This is a genomic window from Acinetobacter sp. Ac8, from assembly GCF_055392545.1.
The window spans coordinates 3,307,590-3,323,826 of the sequence record NZ_AP043689.1 but is presented as its reverse complement, the minus strand read 5'-3'; the positions used below and the strand labels follow the sequence as shown (position 1 = coordinate 3,323,826).

General features: G+C 38.4%; 26 protein-coding genes. 12 read left to right on the top strand and 14 right to left on the bottom strand.

Annotation, left to right across the window (positions count from 1 at the left end):
* Positions 1-280 precede the first annotated feature (280 nt).
* A complete protein-coding gene (locus ACZ5QH_RS15860) occupies positions 281-1,573 on the bottom strand; it encodes an MFS transporter (RefSeq protein ID WP_004823065.1) in 1,293 nt (430 codons plus the stop codon).
* Between the two features lie 804 nt (positions 1,574-2,377).
* On the opposite strand from ACZ5QH_RS15860, the gene icd reads away from it, so the two are divergent.
* Together icd and ACZ5QH_RS15850 are read left to right on the top strand one after the other, a co-directional pair.
* Positions 2,378-3,634, top strand: a complete 1,257-nt coding sequence (gene icd / locus ACZ5QH_RS15855; protein ID WP_034616235.1) for an NADP-dependent isocitrate dehydrogenase — start codon at positions 2,378-2,380, stop codon at positions 3,632-3,634.
* 181 nt (positions 3,635-3,815) lie between these two features.
* A complete protein-coding gene (locus tag ACZ5QH_RS15850; RefSeq protein WP_464016753.1) occupies positions 3,816-5,039 on the top strand; it encodes a tyrosine-type recombinase/integrase in 1,224 nt (407 codons plus the stop codon).
* Here ACZ5QH_RS15850 and ACZ5QH_RS15845 read toward each other — a convergent pair.
* The 13 genes from ACZ5QH_RS15845 to ACZ5QH_RS15785 form a co-directional block, all read right to left on the bottom strand.
* The gene (locus ACZ5QH_RS15845) at positions 4,999-5,214 is read right to left on the bottom strand and encodes a helix-turn-helix transcriptional regulator (RefSeq protein WP_004716994.1); all 216 of its coding nucleotides are present in this window, start codon (positions 5,212-5,214) and stop codon (positions 4,999-5,001) included. The two genes, ACZ5QH_RS15850 and ACZ5QH_RS15845, sit on opposite strands and share 41 nt — an antisense overlap.
* Complete coding sequence (locus tag ACZ5QH_RS15840; RefSeq protein WP_464016752.1) at positions 5,215-5,460, bottom strand: hypothetical protein; 246 nt, start codon at positions 5,458-5,460, stop codon at positions 5,215-5,217.
* A complete protein-coding gene (locus tag ACZ5QH_RS15835) occupies positions 5,460-5,630 on the bottom strand; it encodes a hypothetical protein (protein WP_464016751.1) in 171 nt (56 codons plus the stop codon). The genes ACZ5QH_RS15840 and ACZ5QH_RS15835 overlap by 1 nt, the downstream gene beginning before the upstream one ends.
* 5 nt (positions 5,631-5,635) lie before the next feature.
* A complete protein-coding gene (locus ACZ5QH_RS15830) occupies positions 5,636-5,929 on the bottom strand; it encodes a hypothetical protein (RefSeq protein WP_464016750.1) in 294 nt (97 codons plus the stop codon).
* The gene (locus ACZ5QH_RS15825) at positions 5,922-6,482 is read right to left on the bottom strand and encodes a hypothetical protein (RefSeq protein ID WP_464016749.1); all 561 of its coding nucleotides are present in this window, start codon (positions 6,480-6,482) and stop codon (positions 5,922-5,924) included. Before ACZ5QH_RS15825 ends, ACZ5QH_RS15830 begins: the two co-directional genes overlap by 8 nt.
* The gene (locus tag ACZ5QH_RS15820; protein WP_464016748.1) at positions 6,482-6,823 is read right to left on the bottom strand and encodes a hypothetical protein; all 342 of its coding nucleotides are present in this window, start codon (positions 6,821-6,823) and stop codon (positions 6,482-6,484) included. Before ACZ5QH_RS15820 ends, ACZ5QH_RS15825 begins: the two co-directional genes overlap by 1 nt.
* 4 nt (positions 6,824-6,827) lie before the next feature.
* Positions 6,828-7,193, bottom strand: coding sequence for a hypothetical protein (locus tag ACZ5QH_RS15815; RefSeq protein WP_464016747.1), 366 nt, complete (start codon positions 7,191-7,193; stop codon positions 6,828-6,830).
* A complete protein-coding gene (locus ACZ5QH_RS15810; protein WP_303577122.1) occupies positions 7,193-7,639 on the bottom strand; it encodes a hypothetical protein in 447 nt (148 codons plus the stop codon). Before ACZ5QH_RS15810 ends, ACZ5QH_RS15815 begins: the two co-directional genes overlap by 1 nt.
* 49 nt (positions 7,640-7,688) lie before the next feature.
* Positions 7,689-8,348, bottom strand: coding sequence for a hypothetical protein (locus tag ACZ5QH_RS15805; RefSeq protein ID WP_303577123.1), 660 nt, complete (start codon positions 8,346-8,348; stop codon positions 7,689-7,691).
* Positions 8,345-9,274, bottom strand: coding sequence for a hypothetical protein (locus tag ACZ5QH_RS15800; RefSeq protein WP_464016746.1), 930 nt, complete (start codon positions 9,272-9,274; stop codon positions 8,345-8,347). Before ACZ5QH_RS15800 ends, ACZ5QH_RS15805 begins: the two co-directional genes overlap by 4 nt.
* Before the next feature lie 161 nt (positions 9,275-9,435).
* Entirely contained in the window at positions 9,436-9,816 is a 381-nt protein-coding gene (locus tag ACZ5QH_RS15795; protein ID WP_303577125.1) for a hypothetical protein, read from the bottom strand.
* 64 nt (positions 9,817-9,880) lie between these two features.
* Complete coding sequence (locus ACZ5QH_RS15790; protein ID WP_275059627.1) at positions 9,881-10,093, bottom strand: hypothetical protein; 213 nt, start codon at positions 10,091-10,093, stop codon at positions 9,881-9,883.
* A 165-nt stretch (positions 10,094-10,258) separates the two neighbouring features.
* Entirely contained in the window at positions 10,259-10,933 is a 675-nt protein-coding gene (locus ACZ5QH_RS15785) for a S24 family peptidase (protein ID WP_464016745.1), read from the bottom strand.
* 107 nt (positions 10,934-11,040) lie between these two features.
* Between ACZ5QH_RS15785 and ACZ5QH_RS15780 the strand changes: the two genes are divergently transcribed.
* From ACZ5QH_RS15780 to ACZ5QH_RS15735, 10 genes are read left to right on the top strand one after another with little or no spacing between them, the layout of a single operon-like run.
* Positions 11,041-11,241 carry a helix-turn-helix domain containing protein gene (locus ACZ5QH_RS15780; RefSeq protein WP_262780462.1) on the top strand — a complete coding sequence of 67 codons (201 nt, stop codon included), beginning with the start codon at positions 11,041-11,043 and terminating at the stop codon, positions 11,239-11,241.
* 9 nt (positions 11,242-11,250) lie between these two features.
* The gene (locus ACZ5QH_RS15775) at positions 11,251-11,526 is read left to right on the top strand and encodes a hypothetical protein (protein WP_244013274.1); all 276 of its coding nucleotides are present in this window, start codon (positions 11,251-11,253) and stop codon (positions 11,524-11,526) included.
* Positions 11,527-11,572: 46 nt separating this feature from the next.
* A complete protein-coding gene (locus tag ACZ5QH_RS15770; RefSeq protein WP_010117462.1) occupies positions 11,573-11,761 on the top strand; it encodes a hypothetical protein in 189 nt (62 codons plus the stop codon).
* On the top strand, positions 11,758-12,618 hold the full coding sequence (locus ACZ5QH_RS15765) for a DNA-binding protein (protein WP_287839018.1): 861 nt from the start codon (positions 11,758-11,760) through the stop codon (positions 12,616-12,618). Before ACZ5QH_RS15770 ends, ACZ5QH_RS15765 begins: the two co-directional genes overlap by 4 nt.
* Positions 12,615-13,979 carry a replicative DNA helicase gene (locus tag ACZ5QH_RS15760; protein WP_464016744.1) on the top strand — a complete coding sequence of 455 codons (1,365 nt, stop codon included), beginning with the start codon at positions 12,615-12,617 and terminating at the stop codon, positions 13,977-13,979. Before ACZ5QH_RS15765 ends, ACZ5QH_RS15760 begins: the two co-directional genes overlap by 4 nt.
* Complete coding sequence (locus ACZ5QH_RS15755) at positions 13,976-14,293, top strand: hypothetical protein (RefSeq protein ID WP_303577130.1); 318 nt, start codon at positions 13,976-13,978, stop codon at positions 14,291-14,293. The genes ACZ5QH_RS15760 and ACZ5QH_RS15755 overlap by 4 nt, the downstream gene beginning before the upstream one ends.
* Complete coding sequence (locus ACZ5QH_RS15750; protein ID WP_464016743.1) at positions 14,290-14,964, top strand: hypothetical protein; 675 nt, start codon at positions 14,290-14,292, stop codon at positions 14,962-14,964. The genes ACZ5QH_RS15755 and ACZ5QH_RS15750 overlap by 4 nt, the downstream gene beginning before the upstream one ends.
* Positions 14,961-15,401 (top strand): hypothetical protein, encoded by a 441-nt coding sequence (locus ACZ5QH_RS15745; RefSeq protein WP_464016742.1) that lies wholly within the window; start codon positions 14,961-14,963, stop codon positions 15,399-15,401. Before ACZ5QH_RS15750 ends, ACZ5QH_RS15745 begins: the two co-directional genes overlap by 4 nt.
* Positions 15,398-15,868, top strand: a complete 471-nt coding sequence (locus tag ACZ5QH_RS15740) for a hypothetical protein (RefSeq protein WP_464016741.1) — start codon at positions 15,398-15,400, stop codon at positions 15,866-15,868. Before ACZ5QH_RS15745 ends, ACZ5QH_RS15740 begins: the two co-directional genes overlap by 4 nt.
* Positions 15,869-15,926: 58 nt before the next feature.
* Positions 15,927-16,235 (top strand): hypothetical protein, encoded by a 309-nt coding sequence (locus ACZ5QH_RS15735; protein WP_464016740.1) that lies wholly within the window; start codon positions 15,927-15,929, stop codon positions 16,233-16,235.
* The last annotated feature ends 2 nt before the right edge of the window (positions 16,236-16,237 follow it).

Sequence of the window (16,237 nt, the reverse complement as noted above, 5' to 3'; positions counted from 1 at the left end):
GCGCTACTATATCAGATTACGCTTTGTATTCTTCAACTTTATTTATTTACCGAAGCTGAGTTGTAAATACATTTTTCTTAGGCGGGGGATTGGTGGTTTTATCTTGCTAGAATTTACCATTGCGTGAAATGGAGATAGGCAACTTGAAAACAGCATCTATTGAAGCTAAGCCTAATAATAAAAAAGCTGTACCACCTTTAGGTAGTACAGCTTTTTTGAATAGCGTAGATCTCAAGTTTTAATCAGTGATCACAAGCTATTAGTTGGTTGATCATGTTGTTTAGTGGTCATGTTTTAGATATTCAGGTTCTTTCGGTAATTTAAAACTACATAAGAAACAGATCACTAACATGACAATCACATAAAGGAAGAAGGTGCTTTCAATACCCGCTGCTTTGAACTGTAGTGCAACAGATGGCGCAGAACCACCAAAGATTGCATTCCCCACAGCGTAAGAGAAACCAACACCCAATGCGCGAACATGTGGAGGGAACATTTCTGCCTTAACCAATCCGCTGATAGAGGTATAGAAGCTGAGCAACATCATGAGGAAAATAAGTAACAGAGCAACCATCAATGGCGAATAACTGAAATGTGGCATCCAGATCACCATGACTGGATAGATGAAAATCGCCATAGTACCACTGAACGCAAGCATTGCAGCACGACGGCCAATACGGTCAGAAATAGCACCAAACACCGGTTGTGCAAGCATAAAAATAAAGAGTGAAGCTGTCATAATAAATCCGACAGTTTTACTATCTACACCCATATTGGTGAGGTAGGTCTTTGAATATACTGTAATCACATAGAAGGTGAGGGAACCCGCAGAGGTATAACCTACAACCAATAAGAAGGTTTTCCAGTGATTTTTAAACAGTTCACTTAAGCTTCCCGATTCTTCTTTATCACTGTCTTCGCTAGATAATGTTTCTTCCAAGCGGCTACGTGCAAGTAGGGAGATAATTGCAGCAATACCACCAATGACAAAAGGAATACGCCAGCCACCATCAAGCAATTGCTGCTCTGATAGGAATGCCAACATAATAACACCGAGCAAGCTTGCTAATAACTGACCACCTGACAAAGTGACATACTGGAAAGAAGCAAAAAAGCCTCGTTGACCTTTTAAGCCAAGCTCACTCATATAGGTTGCTACAGCACCATATTCACCACCTACAGATAAACCTTGTAGCAGGCGAACAAGTAAAAGTAGGAAAGGTGCTGCCATTCCAACTTGTTCATAGGTTGGGAGTGCGGCAAATAAGAAAGAGCTTACTGCCATAAGACAGATGGAAATGACCATTGATTTTTTACGGCCATGTTTATCGGCAATTCGTCCGAAAACCCAGCTACCAATTGGTCGCATAAAGAAGCTGGCTGCAAAGACACCCCATACATAAATTGCTTGAGTACCGGAGTCCATATCAGGTGCAGTTAATGCTTTAGTAAAATATGCCGCAAACACAGCATAAATATAAAAATCAAACCATTCTACTAAGTTTCCTGAAGCTGCGCCGACGATACCGCGTATACGACCTCGCTTCTCTTCTTTAGTGTAAGTTTTATCCATTATTTACATCCATGAGATAGGTTGAATCACAATAAATTCAAAATTCATTACGATTTAAAAAACAGGAATAATGTTAAAGATTTTAAGACTAAATAATAATTGCAAAGATGGTTAATTTGATTGGAGACGATAGGATAGGCAGAAAGAATTAAAAAATGAATTTTGATTTATTTTTTCATTAAAATTCATGTGAAAACATATAGTAAAAGTGAATTACTTTTGTAATTAATCTTAACTTGATTGTGACCTTGTGAAAATTATTTTTTTAAAATATAAAGCAATGGCAAAAAGCACCAATAATAAAAATAAAATTACCGATTTTTGTTTGTGGTCTATTGTGGTGCATAATTTAATGTAATGAAATATATGAATATATTGTGATTTTAAGGTGGCTGGTTTGGTCATCAATCTATTGTCAAAATGTTATAGATTTTTAAATTAAATGGCGAATATAAAATCAAAAAATTAGAAATCATGTTTATAGTGAAAATGTATAGTAACTCTCACTTTTAAAGATCTGACTCTTGGGAAATTTATGTGTATGGAAAAGCAAGGCTAATATTTTTATTTTGAGCATTAAGAGTGATTGAGCTTGTCGATTTATATAAAAAATGATGGTTTGAGTGATATTAAATAATGAAACATTGTGCTTTATTCAGTAGAGAAATGTTGTTATTCCTCGTATAAATCTCAAAAAATGTACGAATTAGACTAGACTGATATGCGCTAAGAAGGGTTAGAAGTATTGTCTATTTGGCAATTATTTTGGATTTGCCAACTATAATAAAAGGGAGAGCCTGAACAATGGGTTATCAGAAGATCGTAGTACCTGCCGATGGTAGCAAAATTACTGTAAATGCAGACTTGTCACTGAATGTTCCAAATCATCCAATCATTCCTTTTATTGAAGGGGATGGTATTGGTGTTGATATTACTCCAGCCATGAAAGCTGTTGTAGATGCCGCAATTCAAAAAGCATATGCTGGCAAACGTTCGATCGAATGGATGGAAGTTTACTGTGGTGAAAAGGCAGATAAAATCTACGGGACATATATGCCTGAAGAAACTTTTGAGGCACTGCGGGAATTTGTGGTTTCGATTAAGGGTCCATTAACTACGCCTGTGGGTGGTGGTATTCGTTCATTGAATGTCGCTTTACGCCAAGAACTCGACCTTTATGTTTGTGTACGTCCTGTACGTTGGTTTGAAGGGGTGCCGTCACCTGTTCAACACCCTGAACTGACTGACATGGTGATTTTTCGTGAAAATTCCGAAGATATCTATGCGGGTATCGAATGGAAAGCGGATTCTCCTGAAGCGAAAAAAGTCATTAAATTCTTAAAAGAAGAAATGGGTGTAACCAAGATTCGTTTTGAAGATAATTGTGGGATTGGTATTAAACCTGTATCGAAAGAAGGTACTCAGCGTTTAGTGCGTAAGGCGATCCAGTTTGCGATTGATAATGATAAGCCAAGTGTAACTTTAGTGCATAAAGGCAACATTATGAAATATACCGAAGGTGCGTTCAAAGAGTGGGGCTATGAACTGGCAATTGATCGTTTCGGTGGCGAGCTGATTGATGGTGGTCCTTGGGTAAAAATTAAAAATCCAAGAACGGGTAAAGAGATCATTATTAAAGATGTGATTGCAGATGCTTTTCTACAGCAAATCTTAATGCGTCCTTCTGAATACTCTGTGATTGCGACACTTAACTTAAATGGTGACTATATTTCTGATGCCTTGGCAGCTGAAGTAGGTGGTATTGGAATTGCGCCGGGTGCAAATATTGGTGGTGCAATTTCTGTATATGAAGCAACCCACGGTACGGCACCAAAATATGCAGGCCAAGATAAAGTCAATCCAGGCTCTATTATTCTTTCTGCAGAAATGATGCTTCGAGATATGGGGTGGATTGAAGCTGCTGATTTGATTATTCAGGGCGTATCGGGAGCGATTGCTGCGAAAACTGTTACCTACGACTTTGAGCGCTTGATGCCAGGTGCAACTTTGCTTCGTTGTTCTGAATTTGGTCAAGCAATTATTGATAACATGGATAATTAATCTAAAGACAACTTAATCAAAGGTCTGCCAAGTGCAGGCCTTTTTATTTATAAGCCTCTTAATTTAATAATAAAACATGCGACAAGCTAAGACACCTATCTACTAAAAATAGCCACCCTCATTATGTACAAATTTGTGTACATAAATCACAATGTACACAGGAAATTAGGATTATGTACACATGGCTATTACCGAAACATGGCTCAAAGCTAATTACAATAAGGTACGAGATAAAGTAGAAGAGTTTGCTGATAGGGATGCTATGAGTGTAAGAGTGTCTGTTAAAGGTAAAATCACATTCCAGTTAAGATTTAGAACGGAAGGTAAAGCAGCACGAATTGATATTGGTACTTATCCGAATGTCTCGCTTAAAGATGCTCGGGATAAATCACAAGAACTTCGTGCACAAATAGAAAAAGGTTTAGATCCAAGACTTGAAAGAAAAATTCAAAAGCATAAGAGTACAGCACAAAATTTAACCCTTAAAGAATTGTATGAGTCTTGGGCTGAAAAATATCTATTCAAAAATAAGAAGAGTGCTCAAGAAATTACTAGAAGTTTTGTGTTACATGTTTTCCCTAAGATTGGTGACTTGCCAGCAGATAGAATAAGCATGCAACATTGGCTTGATTTGCTCGAACCATTAGCTGAACAAGTTCCTTTTATTGCTGAGAGAATAGTATCGAATGGTAAGCAAATGATGAGTTGGGCGGTAAGGCGTCAAGTTTGCTTAAACAATCCTCTCGCAGATATTAATCCCAAAGTTGATTTGCATATTGAATATGTGCCCAATGATAGAACTTTATCTGATCCTGAACTTGCTAGCATTTGGCGATCTTTGATGAGAAGTAGGATGTTCATTCGCAACAGAATTTTTGTTCAATTATGTTTTGTATATGGGTGTCGATCAGGTGAGCTTCGAGTAGCCGAAAAGTCCCATATTGATAAAGATAAAATGATTTGGACAATTCCAGCTGAAAATCATAAAACAGGTTTAAAAAGTGGTAAGCCTTTACTAAGGCCTTTAACTAAAGAGACTTTGCAATTATTTGAATTAGCTGCCACTTTGAATGATTCAAATTATTTATTTGTTAGTGGTAAAAACAAAAATCAACCTTTAAGTCGTGGTGCGCTAATTAGTCTACCTTATGATTTAACAGAATACTTGGCAAGAGAAGAAGATATAAAGATTGATCACTGGTCACTACATGACATTCGAAGAACAATGCGAACAAACATGTCAAAACTGACTGAACCACATATAGCAGAAATTATGATTGGTCATGCACTGCCTATAATGTTTAGAGTGTATGACCATCATGATTATATTGAAGAACAAAGGGAAGCATTGCAAAAATGGATAGCTAGGCTTCAAGAGATTGTTGCGCCTTATCCTGTTTTTTAAGAGAAATCTCCCATTCTAAAACATCGGATACTGTCCATAAATTTGCACCACCCCGATAGCTGATTGTTGGGGCAGGGAAGTTTCTCTTCTCCTGCCATCTTAATAAAGTGCGCTTAGAAATATTTCCAAACTTTTCGCAAAGTTGAGCTGCACTTAAATATTGCTCGCCTGTCATTCAGTCTACCTCCGTCACTTCAGAACGAATCACATCTTTGCCAAACTTAAAATCGGCAGTTATGTTTTTCTTGCCATCATCAGTCCAATTAAAAAATTCCATCTGCCCATTTTCTAGTCCCATGAGCTCATGGTTTGCTTTTAAGAATTCCAAACCAACAGCAAACTCTTTTAAACAATCTTCAATTCGATCATTTGGGATTTTGAAGAAATCAGATAGGGTTCGGATTTCGTAAGTTTTAGTCATCAACCTTCCTCCTTTTCTTCTATCAACTCACCGCCACAGAAGCAACAAAACTTAAATTCATGTTCAGTTGGTGAAGATCTCTCAGTAAATACAAAACCATTTTCGCAATCAGTCCACCAATTTCCGTCAGGATCTTCTGTCCAGATACATTCTTTAGTTTGAATTGTCATGACTTTTATCCTCTTTTATGGCCAGCGACTGCCAAAGACCAAAGGCGAGCAGTTTCTTTTTTCAGCTCATTTGCTGCGAATTTGCATGATCCTTTTCGCCCACCACAGAAACCACCACAACTACCACATTTACGTTTAGTAGTTTTAGTTTTAACTTTTTTGTTTTCGTTAAGCTCTTCAAACATCCGCTCAACAATTTCAGTGAAAGAAGAACCTTCCATATTTCGATCAGCACCGAACTTGCAAAGCTTATGAATTGTTTTAAATCCTTTAATTTCAATTATTTCAGGGTTAGTCATGACTTTGCTCCCGTGCTTCGATCATTGCATCCAAAACATTTCTCACTGAGCCCAAAGTAAAGAAACAATCATGAGCTTCATATCCACGTTCAATCATTTTTTTAGTCGCCTTTCTCGGCACCAAAACCAAATCACCACTAGCGATTTTCAATAAATCAGCTGGGCTAACAATTGGTTTAATTTCATCTTTTGAGTGTTCATAAAGTCGTTGAGCAGATTCAATAACGGTTTTCCACTTCACACCTTCACGGAAAATTCCACCGCCAACACGAGCAGGGGCATCCAAAACAAACCCTTCAGGGAGGGCTTTGGCATCCTTCAACTGGATATTCAAATCATCAATTACTACTTGCTTTTGTCTAGACTGAATCAACCAAAGTGCAAATGCTGAATTCACTGCTCTTTCTGCAAACTCTTTAATTACATCATCAGCACTTGCCATGCTTGGGATTAATACATACATGTTGTCAATAATGGAGAAGCTTTTAAAATCCCCACCTAATTTAATCCACTCAATTTCAAACGCTTTGCGTTCTTCTTCTATATTAATCATCACGCCACCTTTTCCTTTCCCCAAGTAGCAAATGCGCCATCTTCATTGCAAAATATTGAAACTAAAAACCATTCCCCATCTATAATAGGTTCTTCTGGTTGCCAATCGCTTGCATCAGAACTCTCAACATATTTTTTCCAAGCTTCGTAGTCCTCAAGCTCCAAAGATGTTCTGAATGTTTCTATATTTAAGTCGCGCTTTAGTGCTTCATGCTGTTCAGTTGTGCAATATTCAGCACCTTCACCAATGACTTCATTCCAGTATTTTGTGAATTCAGGATGAGTCCAATATCCATATTTGTCGCGTACTACTTCAACAGGTTTTAATTGATTTATTTCCATCTCATCACCCTAATATCTGAAAATTATGATGTTTCAAGTTGATTGCTGTCATTTTGGTACAGTGTTGGCAGCGAGTTCTTGAGCGTTTCTTTAATTCGGCTTCATCTTCTTTAAGTCTTTCCCGTTGTTCCGCAATATCTTGCTGAATACGAGTGAAATAACTTACTGAATCTTTAATCCATAAAACTGGATTAACTTTTGCGCCACACTTCTTACAAGCTAATTCAAGTGCTTTGGTATCAATTTCAACCATCATGTGTTGGCATTTCTTGGTATTTTTCCTTGGAAATTCCAATACATTGTTTTCAATATCAACAACCAAGTGATCTTGAAGTGGATATCTACTATTTGGCTGGTATGTTTTTTCCATCACGCCACCTTCCATTCGCCATTGCACCAAGCGTCTTCAAATTCATCATCAAGAGTTTTTTTCTTAAGTGTGATTGCATGAATTTTTACATCTTTCCAATTCATATTATTTGCAGCCCAATCACGTATTTCAGAGTAATCATCAAACAATGGCAGAGTGTCCTGAAGAAGACTTTCTGTCACATCATTATTGAATTCATCTTTGTAATTCTCAGCACGGTTACGAGCAATGATTTCAATTGGAATACCGTATGTAAGGCCATCTGGCATATCAATCAGAAGGTGCTTTTTAAACAATTCATGCTCAACCGACTTGAAGCAGTCATGGCAACCATTTTCACCTGGATAATCTTCTTCAAATAATTCAACCGCATGATCTTCATTATTTGCTTCATAAACTATGCTTCTATAACCGCCGATACCGAAAGTAACTTTGTATTTTTCCATCACAACCACCACGCCATTTGCCAAAGTTGAAAGTAAAGTTTTAGGAGGGTCATGCTGTTAATCTCCCTCGTTTGCGTTCTGCATAAAGCTTTTCGTAATAAGCTTGGCAGAAGGGAATTTTGTTTTTGAACTTCTGAATTATTGATTCATCACGCTCAATGACTACAGTTGTTAAGCGTTCACGAATATCAATTTCAGCAACCAAATTTATTAATTGTTCTTGATCTTCATAAGGTTTCAATAATTCTTCAGGGCAAGGTAACAACCAGAAATCAATATCTGCACGCTCACACTCGTAAAGCCACATGTAGGCTTGCATCTGAATGTCATAACCAGCTTTGATTACTTTGTCTTGGGCTTCATCTTGAAAGAATGGGTGAGTACCAATATCCCACGAACATTTTGTGTCTATAATCAATTTATCCTTAATATCAAGCACATCACATTCACCAGTGATCAAGTCATTATCGACTCGACCAACATGTTTTTGATAAGCACGAAACCGCATCTTTCCTGACAACTCAATTGCCATTTCTTCAAGCCAATTGCCTTTTTCCGTGTATTGGTTGCCTGTAAACGATTTAAAAGTGAATAAATCCTCTTTAACAATCGATCGGATTTCAGTTTTAGCTGTATCAGAAAGGTTTTCACCTTTCTTTTTAGGTTCACCGATTAGCTTGTGAAGGCCTGAAGCACGGAATAGTTTCATCCTTGAGCCTCCACAGCGAATTTTTGAGCATCTGTTAAATCAAAACCATCTAAAAGGTATGATTTTTCGATCGCGTTTAAAGCTAACTGCTCTAAAGCATCGTCAAAAGCCTTGTCATCAAGTTTAGGCTTTGCTACTGACTGTTCTGATTTTTCAGCACTTGCATTCTTGAACCAGTCTTTTGGTGAGCTAATACCATCGCGCAAACTTGTGAAAATTTTACGTAAGGAAACAACGTTAGCAGGGGTGATGGCATCAACTCGACGTTGAATAAATCCCTCAATGTCTGCCTTAGTGACATTAAACTGCTCAAAAGCAACAACTAATTTTTGAACACCTTCTGGTGATGTGTCTGCTGAGGCGTGAATGGTTTTTTCGCATTGATCAACTGCTGCATCTACAACATCACCCGGTATCACCCCAAGGATGCAAGCACGTAAACGACGAGCGCCATTGTTTGCAACAAGTTCATAAATATCGCGTGGGTCTTCTAATTTTTTAGATCCATTTCGCGTATAGCGTTTATGAGGCACTTGGAAAACTTTAGTTTGTCGTGTATTTGTCTCAACATCCCAAGCAAAAGCCTCGACTGTTGATTCACCATTTTCAGAAGATAACTCACGAATGCCGTATTGAATATTTCCCCAATTTTGAGCCAACATTTCAGCAAGGCGAATTGAAGGGCCTGAAATTGAAGATCCACCACGGGCATATGAATAAACTGCTGATTGAGCTAAACCCGGTCTTTGACATGCGTTCATTACACGGTCATAAGCTTCAATTGGGTTACGTGGAAATTGTTTAGCAATTACTAATGCTGCTTGAACTTCCGCTACAGAGCGCTGAACATCTGATTGAACCGTTGATACAGAGCTGTTTTGTGGTGCTGTAGGCAGAAACGGATTTGTATTTACTGGTGCATTCATCTTCTTCTCCTAATTCCCAATTTTCTTGAAACAACCGCATGTACAAAGGAAAAACACACCATCATTTAGTAATGAATCTTTCTTCTTACTGACTGATTTTCCGCAGCCTTCACAAATGATGTAATCGACATATAGAACCATGATGCACTCCTAGTGACCGCTTAAAGGCGATCACGTAATTCTGATTCAAGTTGATTGGCTAAGATGCTTACATCCGATTGATCTAAATAATAATTTTCAGTTTGACCATCTTCGTTAAACACAGTGATTTCTTTGATTTGATTTAATTCAGCATCACGACCTGAAATGAATCCGTTGCCATCTTTGAAATAACGTGCATCAAATTCGATTTCTAAAGTGAACTCATGGTTTGCTGTATGAACAACAGCATTTGATTCTGAGATTTCATCAACAACGAAAGGGGCAGTAATGACTTGTTGTTTTGGTTGCGTTGGATCTAAAACAAAAGCTGAGACTAATAAGGCGATAGCCCCTGTGCCTACTAGCATGTTTGACTTGATCTCGTTTAGCTTTGCATTCATACTTATCTCACTCTTTGAGTAAAAGCCCTTTGATGTCGAGTCGTGAGGGCTTTTTTATTTAAAATTAAAAAGCTTTTTGAAATTGATTGATTAAGCAGATAAAGCATCCGCACTTTTCATCCACTGGATCTTCACCAACTTCCGCAGTTTTTACCGCTTCACCCATTTGCTGATTTAAGCCAGTACCTTCCAAAACGTATTTCTCCATTGCTTGAGCGTGTTCAACTTGACCGCCTGAAAGCTGAAGGAGTTGTAAGCGTAAATTTTGAATTTCCATTTTTGTCTCTGGTGAGTGGGTATGATATTTAGTTTAATGTATTAAACATTTTAGTCAATAGAAAAGTTTAAATAATTAAACAATATTTTTATTAATGTTTGATTTATCAAATTTTAAATATTAAAAAACCGCCATAAAGGCGGTAAAAGTTTAATTTAGTTTTATTTAGATTAGAGAGAATCTCTCGGCTGGCTTAAATGAGCCAACATATTTACCAATATAAGTACAATCCTCATCGATCAACATTACATTTGGTTGCCATTCTTTATTTAATGCTTTCAAATATAAGTTATTTTCACTGCGCAATAGAGCTTTAAATGTTGCTTCGTTGCCTCGCCTAACCACAATCATCTCACCAGTTTGCACATCATCAAAACAAACCTCAGGATCAACACAAATTCTCTCATCTTCTAAAAAATAAGGAGCATTACTAATACCTCTTACTTTTAAATAAAAACTCTTTGCGCTTGCACCTGGTACTAAGGGAAGCCTTTCTTCATCTCCCACTAACTCGACATTTTCCATACCTGTCCATACTCCTGCCTGTACCCATGAGATTACAGGAGCATAAATAACTGATGCAACAGGATTTAAGTCTATTGAGTCGTCAAAGCGACTATTAATGTCGCCACCTGTTAAGATCCACTTCTCAGTTGTTTTCAACTGTTCAGCTAACTTAACAAGTCTCTCTCTAGTTGGTTCCGCTCCACCCGAAAGCCACAAAGAAATCGTTCCCTTACTTGCTACACCTTTATTAATCAAATCAACTTGTTTAATGCCAAGTTCATCCATTCTACTTTTTATGCGACTAGCAACTGTCTCAACAACACTCTTATTCATCTCAAATAACCACTATGTATTGTTTAATATTTTAAACATTTTGTTTGACAAGGTCTTAAACTATATTGTTTAATAGATTAAACTTAATTTGGATAAGGTTTAACACTATGAGCCTTTTTAAATTCACCGTTGACCATCTGCTTCATCGGTATAGCTGCAAAAACGACAGTGAATTAGCAGATTTGCTTGGATTCTCAAAAGGAACAGTTTCTCTATGGAGAAAAGATGGTGTTCCAGATGGGTACCAGAAATTTTTAAATGTGGAATCCAATATTCCATCAAGTAAAAAAACAGCCTTAGTGGCATAGGAATAACTCATGACCAGACGCAAACCAAAAAAGGATGCATCTATCACTATCCACATGCCAACAGACCACAAAGAACAATTGTCGTCTTTGGCTGAAATGCTTCGAGCAGGACAGGGTGCTAGTGAATATGTGTACGAAAACTTAATCAAACCTCATCTCCAACAGTTGAAAGCTGAGACCAAGATTAAGCAACGGATCTTTGGATTGACAGAGAACCATAAAAACGATGAACAGTTCACAGATTTATCAGGTCGGAACGATCTGACAGACATTAAAAAAGCCTGACGGGTTAGGTCAGGCTTCATATATTCAAAACGAGATGGAAATGAATATGAAAACAAATTTAGCACAAGAACCACCAGAGCTGCAAGCAACCTATCAAGAAAGAATGATTGAGCAAAAAATCAGACTTCTTGAAAGTGCGCTCAAAGCAAATATGGAAAAGCCTTGTTTAGACAATGCCATGGGTGTTGCCAAAGCACGTTATGACCTTTTTGATTTTCTGCGAGGTGCTGTGTGAACACATCAATCTCAATGATTAAGCTGATTGAGGCTATGAACGATCAACCAATTGCGTTTAACAAACACTATGTTTTTATCGGGTGTGGAATTAATGGCGCACTAATGCTGTCGCAATTGGTGTACTGGACCGCACGTACCAAAAATTCTGATGGTTGGATTTACAAGACCCAACATGACTGGACTATGGAAACTGGTCTAACTCGAAAAGAGCAGGAGAATGCCCGTAAAAGACTGAAAGACCTTGGATTTTTAAAGGAAAATAAACGAGGTGTACCTTGCAAGGTTTACTTCAAAGTTGAGCGTGAAAATCTATACAAAGCATTAATAGAATACTCTGAAAGCCTTGATTTATCACAGTATGCACCAAACGGGCAATCTAGTCTGAACGAAACGGGCGAACTAGTTGGCACGAAACGTACCAACAGTGTTGCACCAAACGGGCAATCTATTACAGAGAATACAACAGAGAATACTACAGATATTTATTTAGGCGCATCCGCACCTAAAGCACAAAAATTCTCTGCTAAAAAATTCTTATCTCAAAATGGAGTTTCAGAAGAAACAGCTCAAGAGTTTATTGATCTGAAAAACAAGAAACGTAAAACCATCACAGAACGCGCTTTGAAAATCATTTTCAATCAGGCAAGCGAAGCACAACTTTCAAATGAGCGTGTGTTCCAGATCATCGTTTTGCGTGGCTGGGAATCTTTCAAGGCAACTTGGGCATGGCATGAAAGCAATGCTGAGCTTGAACAACTTGAAAAACCTAAACTGGTTCAACCTGAACAACCACAGCAAGCACCAAGCACAGAATTCAAAGGCGTACGCAAATCATTCAAGGGGATGGACCAATGATTGAATTATTTTCTATCCCTGTTGAACAAGCGATTTTGTCTACAGTGATCGGTACTGAGCAAGGCATGGACGAATACATCGAGCAAATTGATTCAAGTGATTTCTATGCAGCTCAACACCAAATTATTTGGTCTCATGTGAAATCTCAGTTTGTGAAAGGTGAAGCGTATGACCAGGTGATGCTTTGGGAATTAATTCGTGCTAATGCGGTTGAAGTTAATGCGGTTGATGAAAAATTTATTCTCAATTTGATGGGGTGTTACTGCCCTCATTCGCTTTTACCAACACACCTTAAAAAACTTAAAGATTTTGCAACACGCAGAAAAATTCAGGATGTAAGTAAGCAAATCGGCACTTTGGCGTTGGATATGGTTTCGTACACATCAGAAACCGCCTTAAATCGTGCACAGGCTCTCGTCAGTGGCTTAGAAACAGGTTCGGTGGACAATCGCCTCAAACATGCTCATGAGTTCTCTAAGGACGCAATTAAGGAGTTTTTAGAGCGACATACAGCTTTGCATAACAACACGGCATTTGATGGCGGTATTCGCACTGGATTCTGTGAGTTGGATAACAAGCTGGGTGAAGTTGGCAAAGGTGATTTAGTCATTATCGGTGCACGCCCAAGCATGGGTAAAACCACACTCGCTCAGAACTTTGCAGCTGACATGATGGTCAATCAAGGTTTACCAGTTTTGTTTGTTTCAATCGAGATGTCAGGCAAGCAGATTGCACAGCGGATGATTAGTGGAATTGGTCAGATTGAATTGCGGAAAGTTTTAAGTGGTAAGGCTCAAATTGAGGACTGTGGAAAGATTAATACTGCTGCAATGATCTTAGAAAAAGCACCTTTGATGATTGATGATAATGCTCGTTCAACGACTTCAACGATCCGTAGATCAGCACGAAAAGTACAAGCTGAATATGGGAAAGTTGGTGCGATATTTGTTGATTATATCCAGCGTGTAACTCCACTCACTAAAAATAATTATGGTCGCTCTGACAAAGATATTGGCGAGATTTCAGGGGAATTGAAAAAGATTGCTCGTGATTTTGAATGTCCAGTATTTGCTTTGGCTCAATTAAATCGAAACCTTGAAAACAGACCAAATAAACGTCCCGTAAACGCTGATTTAAAAGAGTCAGGTGATTTAGAGCAGGATGCGGACATCATCATGTTTATCTACCGAGATGAGGTTTACAACAAGGAATCTAAAGAAGTTGGAACAGCTGAAATCATCATTGGTAAAGCACGTAACGGGTCAACTGGAACGGTGAAATTAGCAACTGACTTAGCTCGCTCAACATTTGCAGATTTAAGTCCTGAATATTACGCAATGATGCAAGGGGAGTTGGTATGAATGCGGTTGAGTTTGTGAAAGATCAGGGTTGGGAAAATGCAAAACTCGTGCTTGAGTTGATTCCAACCAGCGTAGTTGAGATTCCTGATAACGAGCTTGGAAAAACTTATAATTTTGAGAAATCAGAACTTATTTTTCTTATTGAAAGCATAAGAATTGTTGAGAGTTGCGGTGGCTTAAAGGCTGCAATAAAAAAATCTAATGATATGTGTGAGGCAATCAATCAAGTTCCATGGCGCAGCTCAATGGAAAAGGAATCAGATAGATTGAAACAAGCCATTCGTGACGTGGAAAGCGTAGGGGGTGGGGTGTGAGAACAGGAACCAACAGCGAGTCACTTTACATCAAAGATCGTTCAGCTTGGGATTTGTCAGACTTCCTAAGCAGTGGTGGTCAGATAGAACATGTGCCTTATGGCTTATCAAGCGAAGTTAAGCAAGAGTTCAATAAATCAAATGCTCAATCGCACATGAAACAAATAATGGGTGCAGCAATTGCAGAGGCTAAGGCTAAGAAAGAATTAAAACCTAAGCGAACTAAAACTGAAGCTGAAATTGAAGCGAAAAGACAGAGTGATAAGGAGCGTAAACGAATCAAAGACGCTCAATCACAGGCTGTAAAAAGAAAGGCTAAAGCTGATTTAAGCGCAGAGCAAATATCAATATTCAAAGAGTTTCATTCCAAGGCATCACATGGCGATATTGCGTTGCTTGCAAGGTTGACAGGTGTTTCAGCAACAACATTGAAGTCAACCATGTATGGCGAAACTGTGATGAAGAAAGATCGATGGGAGGGAGTTAAAAAGCATTTGCTGAGTTTTGACTATTCAATCAATGAAAACGCAATCAAAGGGAGATTGAAGAAAGAAATCAATGAATTGGATCAGAAAGCATATCGAAAAGCTTATAGGGCTGAATGGCAAAAGGTACAAAGAGCAAAGCTTAAACAGATAACAGAAAAGTATTGTGGAGTGGTGGCACTATGACAACTATAAACAACTCTGAAAACTTGATTGAGAAAGTGGGTGGGATTGAGAAGGCGAGGGAAATTGTGAGCGGTGCGCCTGATTGGCCTGTGATTGGATACTGCATTGTTGGAAACAATTATATTTTTAAACAGTGTGAACATGCTCCTTGCAGTTACAGCAATCTAGATAACGCATGGTCGGAGGAATATGCAATCCATTTTGTATCACTTAACGACCTCCGCACCGCTATTGCAGAGCATGACTTAAAGCGGTGCCAACACGGTTATGACATAGCTTGTTTGATCTGTGGGTTTGGCACTGAAAATGGCGTTAGGGTTTGGCGTAATCAAATCGAATCAGATGAAGTCACAGACATTCGCAATCACGTTAGCCCGAGTACATTGGTTTGGGATTTAGCAGGTGGTGAGGATTGGACAGCGGAGGTGAAAGGATGATGGATGCTATTGCTGTTAGTTACACTCTAGCGCTTCTAGCGCCTCTAAAGGGAAATAAGGAAGGAATATCTGAAAATTCTGGGCATAAAACTATTTTAGATTTGGTTGATCTTTTAAAAGCGAAGCAGGCTGAGCTAGACCAACTCTACGAGGTTTTAGATGGGCGCACAAAGGAATGGTTAGAAGCCATTAAGTTGGGTACATATTTTCAAGACGCAGCAAAACCTTTGAAGGATAAGGTTGATCAGCTTCAATCACAGATCAATGAAATGGCGGAAGTGGGCTTGAGTCAAGAAAGTGCGATTAGGGAGAAAGACAAGCGGATTGAAGAGCTTGAGTTGGCCTTAACTCAGATTAAATCATGGGAATCACATCCGAAAAATTATGAAACTAGCTTTGGATCGTGGGGTCTAAGAGATTTTTACAGGGATTTGGCAGAGAAAGCCCTGCGAGGTGAGTATGAGTAGATTAGGGGATTATTTAGAAAGCTGTTTGATAGATGGTCATATAGATCTAAGGAAAGTAATGGAACGTTGCTCTGTTAATTTCGACAACCTAAGCCTAGATGATGTTCGCTTTGTAGAGTCTGAATGCAGGGACTTACGTCGAAAATTTGAAGATTCCGAAAAGGTTGATTGCTACAGGACTTATAGACTGCAATCTATTGGTTTTGGGGATGAGGCTTACTTTTCAATTGAAGAAATTGACATTGTTAAAGCTCTATCAAAGAAATCAATTGATGAAGGCTTTTGGGACTTCACTGTAGAGAAAGTTCGAATTTCCAAAGATGTTCTCACTGGTCATATACGTGATCGTAAAGAGTGGGAGAAGTAACA